Consider the following 5,343-nt stretch of genomic DNA (forward strand, 5'->3'; position numbering starts at 1 on the left):
CGGCCAGCGGGACGACCCCTGCAGGGGCAGCACGTCCGGGGCAGTGCGCAGCGGGGGCCGGGGCGGCGCGGGCGGGGCCGGGGCAGCACGGCCCCGGCCGCGCCGCCCCGGCCCCCGCTGCGTACTGCCCCGGACGTGCTGCCCCTGCAGGGGTCGTTCCCCGGGCCTACCAGGGCACGTCTACCAGGGCAGCTCCCCGGCTTCGTCCTGGAAGGTTCCCGTCGGGCCGTTCGCGTCCAGGGTCGCGAAGCGGACGACGACCCTGGCGCTCTCCTCGGGAGAGCGGCCGATGCCGAAGGCGGCGGTCATGTCGGTGGCGGTGGTGCCGGGCTCGACCGCGTTGAACCTGATGCCCGGATAGGACTTGGCGTACTGGACCGTGAGCATGGTGGCCGCCGCCTTCGAGGCGGAGTAGAGCGCCAGCGGCAGGCCGTACTCGGGCCGGTCGGGGTTGGTGACCGCCCAGAAGGACCCGGCGCTGCTGGAGACGGTAACCACCGTGGGGTTCGAGGACTGGTGGAGCAGGGGGAGCGCCGCCTCCGTGACGCGGACGTTCCCCACCGCGTTGGTGTCGAAGACCCGCAGTGCCGTGGGGCCGTCGAGGGCTCCGCCGCCCAGCACGCCCGCGTTGTTGATCAGGACGTCGAGCCGGCCCTCGGCCGCGCCGATCGTCGCCAGCGCGCCGCTCACCGAGGCGTCGTCGGTCACGTCGAGCTGGACGAACCGTGCGCCGAGCGCCGCCGCCGCCTTCTCGCCCCGTTCGGCGTCACGCGCGCCGATGTAGACCGTGTGCCCCAGCTCCAGAAGCTGCTTCGCCGTCTCGAAACCGATGCCCTTGTTGGCTCCGGTGATCAGTGTGACGGTCATGGTCTTCCTCCCGAAATAGTGGCCCGACAGTGGCCCGGCAGTGGCCGGAGATAGTGGCCCGAGCGGGCCGTCGCATGCGCCGCGTACGGCCCCGTGTGGTCACCGAGGCCGGCCGACGGCCAGCTGCCGGCGCATTTCCCCGGCGTCGTGGAGGGCCGTCATATGGACGAAGCGCCCGTCACGGACCTGGTAGACGGCGTACTCGACGATCTCGAACGACGCGCCGGTGGGAGCCACGCCCAGCCACTCCTTCACCGGGGTGCCGGTGTTGATCAGACGGGCGGCCAGCCGGTCACCGTCGAAGAGCAGTTCCCTCAGTTCCCAGTGGAGGTCCGGAACCGCGTCCACATCGCGCTTCTGCACCGACAGGAGGTCCTCCCGGGTCGCCGGCTCGCCGTTCAGCGTGGTCCGGTCGTTGATGAACTCGTCCATGCCGTCGAACTCATGGGCGTTGAGTGCCTGGATGTAGCGCTCGTAGAACGCGCGCAGCTCACTTTCGGACATGAGGCGTCCTTCTTTTCGAGGTTCACCTTCGAATTCTTCGAATTCTGTAGCGATTGATGCAGAATGGAAGGATAACACTTTCCGCATCGATCGCTACAGAAGAAGGCGGGTCGCGCCAGTGGGAACGAAACCGAGTGGTCCGAGAGGGCGTCCGAGGGGGTTCGACGCCGACGAGGCGCTGGAGCGCGCGATGCTGGTGTTCTGGGAACACGGCTACGAGGGCGCCAGCCTGGCCTGCCTGACCGGGGCGATGGGCATCTCCACGACCAGCATGTACGCGGCCTTCGGCAACAAGCAGGAGCTGTTCCGTAAAGCCCTCGACCGCTACATCACCGGCCCCAGCGGCTACCTGGTCCGGGCCCTGCGGGAACCGACCGCCCTCGGGGTGGCCGGCGCGATCCTCGCCGGCACCATCCGTAACACCACCCGCCCCGCCCATCCCCACGGCTGTCTGGGCGTGCAGGCCGCGCTGGCCGCCGGGGACTCCGGGCAGGAGGCCCGTGATCTCCTCATCGCCTGGCGCGACGACGGCAACTCCTGGATACGGGAACGATTCCAGCGGGCCGTGGACGAAGGCGACCTGCCGCCGGAGGCCGATCCGGGCCTGCTGGCCCGCTACATCGTGACTCTCGCCCATGGCATCGCCGTGCAAGCCGCGAGCAATGTTCCCCGTGATGAACTCCAGAGGCTGGCCGATGCCGCCCTGCGCGGCTGGCCGCTTTCCTGAGTTTCCCGGGGAACCGCCCCGTGTCCGCGTGCCGGCGGGAGGTTCAGTACGACTTGGGGAGGCCCAAGGACTGGTGGGACACGTAGTTCAGGATCATCTCGCGGCTGACGGGTGCGATTCGGGCCACCCGGGCGGCGGTGATCAGGGACGCGAGGCCGTACTCGCGGGTGAGGCCGTTGCCGCCGAGGGTGTGTACGGCCTGGTCGACCGCGTGTACGCAGGCCTCGGCGGCGGCGTACTTGGCCATGTTGGCGGCCTCGCCCGCGCCGGTGTCGTCGCCCGCGTCGTAGAGGTACGCGGCCTTCCGCATCATCAGCGCGGCGAGTTCGAGCTCGATGTGGGCCTGGGCGAGCGGGTGCGCGACGGCCTGGTGGGCGCCGATCGGCTCCTTCCACACCTGGCGGGTCTTCGCGTACTCGACGGCCCGGTCCACGGCGTAGCGGCCCATGCCGAGGGCGAAGGCGGCGGTCATGATGCGTTCCGGGTTGAGTCCGGCGAAGAGCTGGAGCAGCCCGGCGTCCTCGTCGCCGACGAGCGCCCCGGCGGGCAGCCGTACGTTGTCGATGACCAGCTCGAACTGCTTCTCCACGGCGTGGAGTTCCATGTCGATCGGGGTGCGGTGGAAGCCCGGTGCGTCCCTGGGGACGATGAACAGGCACGGCTTGAGCCGCCCGGTGCCCGTGTCCTCGGTGCGGCCGACGATCAGCGTGGCGTCCGCGATGTCGACACCGGAGATGAAGACCTTGCGCCCGTTCAGCACCCAGTCGTCGCCGTCCTTGCGGGCGGTGGTGGTGAGCCGGTGGGAGTTGGATCCCGCGTCGGGCTCGGTGATGCCGAAGGCCATGGTGAGGGAACCGTCGGAGAAGCCGGGCAGCCAGCGCCGCTTCTGTTCGTCCGTACCGAAGCGGGCGATCACGGTGCCGCAGATCGCGGGCGAGACGACCATCATCAGCAGCGGACAGCCCGCGCTGCCCAACTCCTCCAGTACGAGCGCGAGTTCGGTGATCCCGCCGCCTCCGCCGCCGTACTCCTCCGGCAGATTGACGCCGAGATAGCCGAGCTTGCCGGCCTCGCGCCAGAGGCTCTCGCGGTCGTGGCCGCGGCCGTGGCGGCGGCCGAGGGCGGCGACGGCCGCGCGCAGCGCGCTCCGCTCCTCGGTCTCGGTGAGGAAGCTGCCGCTCATGATGGTTCCTCCTGAGTGTCCTTCTGGGCGTCTTCGCGGGCGTCCGTACGGGCGCCTTCGCGGGCGTCCTTCTGGGCGTCCGTGCCGGTGACGACGGCGAGCAGGGCGCCGACCTCGACCTGGCGGCCGGGCACGGCGTGGAGCGCGGTGAGCGTGCCGGAGGCGGGCGCGGTGATCCGGTGTTCCATCTTCATCGCCTCCAGCCAGATCAGCGGCTGCCCGGCGGTGACGCGGGCGCCTTCCGCGAGTCCGTCCGCGATCCGTACGACGGTGCCCGGCATGGGCGCGAGCAGCGATCCGGGCTCGGTCTGCCTGCTGGGATCGGCGAAGCGCGGCCGTGCGGTGAGGCGGTACGCGCCGTGGGCACTGTCCACATGCACCTCGCCATGCACCTCGCCACGGCCCTCCCCGCGAAGCTCGGCATGAGGCCCGCCACGGACCTCGCCACGGCCCCCGCCACGGACCCCGTCCTCGTACACGGTGACCTCGAAATGCCGTACGACGCCGTCGATTTCGAGGCTCACACGGCGAGGTCCCACGGCGACCACCCGTACCTCGTCGCCCTCGACGGCGAAGCCGTCCCTGCCCGCCCGGTAGCGGATCTCGTGCTCGCCGTACGTCTTGCCCTGGGTGCCCGCGCCGACATTGCGCCAGCCGCCGAGCCGGGCGGGCAGCGCCGAGCCGGTCCCCCGGGACGCGGCGTCGGCGAGCGCGGCGGCGACGGCCGCGTGCCGCTCGCCGGGCGCGGGCGCGGTCAGCGCGTCGAGATGGCGCTCGTAGAACCCGGTGTCGAACCGCCCGCCCGTGAAGTCCGGATGCTCCAACGACCGTACGAGCAGGTCCCGGTTGGTCCCGGGCCCGTGGATCCGCGCCCGCCGCAGCGCGTACCGCAGGGCGCGCAGCGCCTCGTCCCGGGTCGGCGCCCAGACGACGGCCTTGGCGAGCAGCGCGTCGTAGTGCACACCGATGGTGTCGCCGCCGGCGTAACCGGTGTCGACCCGCAGCCGTGGCGCGCCGGTACCGACGGACGGGCGGGGGCCGGCGCCCTCCTCCAAGAGCCCGCGCGGGCCTCGCGGGTTGGACGAGCCCGGACCGTACGAGCCTGGGCCGTACGAGCCGCGCGGACCGTACAAGCCCTGCGGGCCGTACGAGCCCTGCGGCCCCCACGGGAACTCCAGCGCGTGCAGCGTGCCCGTCTGCGGGGCCCAGGCCCGGGACGGATCCTCCGCGTAGAGACGGGCCTCCACCGCGTGGCCGTACGCGGGCGGCGGCTCGGCCGGAAGCGCCGCGCCCTCCGCGACCGAGAGTTGCAGGGCCACCAGGTCCAGCCCGAACACCTCCTCCGTCACCGGGTGTTCGACCTGGAGGCGTGTGTTCACCTCCAGGAAGTACGGACGGCCCTCGGCGGAGACCAGGAACTCGACCGTGCCCGCGCCCACGTACCCGACCGCGCGCGCCGCCGTGACCGCCGCCTCGTGCAGGGCGGTACGGAGCGCGGCCGGCAGACCGGGTGCCGGGCACTCCTCGACGACCTTCTGGTGGCGGCGCTGGAGGGAGCAGTCCCGGGTGCCCAGCGCCCAGACCGTGCCATGGGTGTCGCCGAGGATCTGCACCTCGACATGACGGCCGCGCTCCACATACGGCTCCGCGAAGACCTCACCGTCCCCAAAGGCCGACCGCGCCTCCGCCGAGGCCGCCGTCAGCTCACCGTCGAGCGCGGTGAGTTCGCGGACGATCCGCATTCCGCGCCCGCCGCCGCCCGCCGCCGCCTTCAGCAGCAGCGGCAGATCCGCCTCCGTGGCCGAGGCCGGGTCCACCGGCGCGAGCAGTGGCACACCGGCCGCTCCCATCAGCTCCTTCGCCCGTGTCTTCGACGCCATCGCCTCGATCGCGGCCGGCGGCGGCCCGATCCACACCAGCCCGGCGTCCAGCACGGCCCGCGCGAACTCCGCGTTCTCGGACAGGAATCCGTAGCCGGGATGCACGGCGTCCGCGCCCGCCGACAGCGCCGCCTTCACGATCAGATCGCCGCGCAGATAGGTGTCGGCGGGCGCGGACGCCG

At 72.0% G+C, this 5,343-nt stretch carries 5 protein-coding genes; 1 reads left to right on the forward strand and 4 read right to left on the reverse strand.

Annotation, left to right across the window (positions count from 1 at the left end; all coding sequences use genetic code 11):
• Positions 1-180 precede the first annotated feature (180 nt).
• Positions 181-867, reverse strand: a complete 687-nt coding sequence (locus tag BFF77_RS28705; protein ID WP_066955571.1) for an SDR family NAD(P)-dependent oxidoreductase — start codon at positions 865-867, stop codon at positions 181-183.
• A gap of 99 nt (positions 868-966) precedes the next feature.
• Positions 967-1,371 (reverse strand): ester cyclase, encoded by a 405-nt coding sequence (locus BFF77_RS28710; RefSeq protein ID WP_066955574.1) that lies wholly within the window; start codon positions 1,369-1,371, stop codon positions 967-969.
• A 118-nt stretch (positions 1,372-1,489) separates the two neighbouring features.
• Between BFF77_RS28710 and BFF77_RS28715 the strand changes: the two genes are divergently transcribed.
• Positions 1,490-2,098, forward strand: coding sequence for a TetR/AcrR family transcriptional regulator (locus tag BFF77_RS28715; RefSeq protein WP_066955577.1), 609 nt, complete (start codon positions 1,490-1,492; stop codon positions 2,096-2,098).
• 43 nt (positions 2,099-2,141) lie between these two features.
• Here the strand turns inward: BFF77_RS28715 and BFF77_RS28720 are convergent, their stop codons facing one another.
• Both BFF77_RS28720 and BFF77_RS33780 read right to left on the reverse strand, forming a co-directional pair.
• Positions 2,142-3,281 (reverse strand): acyl-CoA dehydrogenase family protein, encoded by a 1,140-nt coding sequence (locus BFF77_RS28720; protein WP_066955581.1) that lies wholly within the window; start codon positions 3,279-3,281, stop codon positions 2,142-2,144.
• Positions 3,278-5,343 (reverse strand): ATP-binding protein (locus tag BFF77_RS33780; RefSeq protein WP_079125578.1); only part of this gene is annotated, 2,066 nt, incomplete at its 5' end. The genes BFF77_RS33780 and BFF77_RS28720, both read right to left, overlap by 4 nt.

This window comes from Streptomyces lushanensis, from assembly GCF_001700515.1.
Taxonomy (GTDB): domain Bacteria; phylum Actinomycetota; class Actinomycetes; order Streptomycetales; family Streptomycetaceae; genus Streptomyces; species Streptomyces lushanensis.